The sequence below is a fragment of the Photobacterium sanguinicancri genome (genome assembly GCF_002265265.1).
Classification (GTDB): Bacteria; Pseudomonadota; Gammaproteobacteria; order Enterobacterales; family Vibrionaceae; genus Photobacterium; species Photobacterium sanguinicancri.
This window is the reverse complement of record NZ_NOIF01000420.1, coordinates 1-599: the sequence shown is the minus strand read 5'-3', so window position 1 is coordinate 599 and position 599 is coordinate 1. Positions and strand designations below refer to the sequence as shown.

The 599-nt window shown below is 32.9% G+C and carries 1 protein-coding gene; it reads left to right on the top strand.

Going from position 1 to position 599, the window contains the following annotated elements:
- Window positions 1-38 precede the first annotated feature (38 nt).
- A partial coding sequence (locus ASV53_RS24410; protein ID WP_239928911.1) for a CHASE domain-containing protein occupies window positions 39-599 on the top strand: 561 nt, incomplete at its 3' end.

Sequence of the window (599 nt, the reverse complement as noted above, 5' to 3'; positions counted from 1 at the left end):
CCGAAAATAATTCCATTTCTTTAGAAACATTCAATAAAATGAGTCAAACACTATTATCTACCTACAATAATGTGGACGCTTTGTTACTTCTACCAAACGGTGTTGTTACACTTGTCTACCCGTATGAAGAACACAAACGAGCCATTGGCCATAACATTTTACAAGATAAAAACAGAAAACAAGGAGCTAACCAGTCAATTGTTTGCAAAAAAAGCATCATTATCGGGCCAGTGAAGCTAGTTCAAAATGGCAAACAAGCTTTTATTCTACGTAAAAGCATTTCAAATCATGATGGTTTTATCGGCTTCTCGGCTTCTGTTATCTATTTAGAGTCCATATTAAACACTCTTGAAAAAACATTGAAAAGCGAGAATGTAAATAACTATTCTATCATCGGCTATGATCCAGATAACGGAAGCTATTACGATAAAGTTATTAGTTCAAAAGGTGCAGTTAACTGTAATCCACATAAAGATATCATCAACATTTTCAATACTAATTGGCAAATATCAATATCACCAGATGACACTGGTATACAGTATCGATTACTTAGTTTTTCTGTTCTTTTAGTGGTTTTATTTCTTATAATTTCACCGATA